This window comes from Sphingobium sp. BHU LFT2, from assembly GCF_018604485.1.
In the GTDB taxonomy this organism is placed as follows: Bacteria; Pseudomonadota; Alphaproteobacteria; order Sphingomonadales; family Sphingomonadaceae; genus Sphingobium; species Sphingobium yanoikuyae_A.
Genome location: NZ_JAFCGW010000109.1, coordinates 1 through 257, shown reverse-complemented (window position 1 = coordinate 257; position 257 = coordinate 1). Strand labels below are relative to the sequence as shown.

Here is a 257-nt window from a genome sequence, read left to right as displayed (position 1 = left end):
CCCGCCGCCAGCAGCCCGTCGACCAGACGGTTATAATAGTCCAGCCCCTTGGCATTGGGCTTGCCCCGGCCATTGGGGAAGATGCGCGACCAGGCGATCGAGAAGCGATAGGCCTTGACGCCCAGCGCCTTCAAAAGGGCGATATCGTCCTGATAGCGGTTATAGCTGTCGCAGGCGACGTCGCCGGTGTCGCCATTGGCGACCTTGCCGGGCGTGTGGGAAAACACGTCCCAGTTGGTCTGGCCGCGGCCATCGGC

The 257-nt window shown here is 64.2% G+C and carries 1 protein-coding gene; it reads right to left on the bottom strand.

Annotated features, from left to right (window positions below; genetic code table 11):
• Positions 1–257, bottom strand: a 257-nt coding sequence (locus JQK15_RS26705) for a family 1 glycosylhydrolase (protein WP_214869700.1), incomplete at both ends; no start/stop codon positions are given.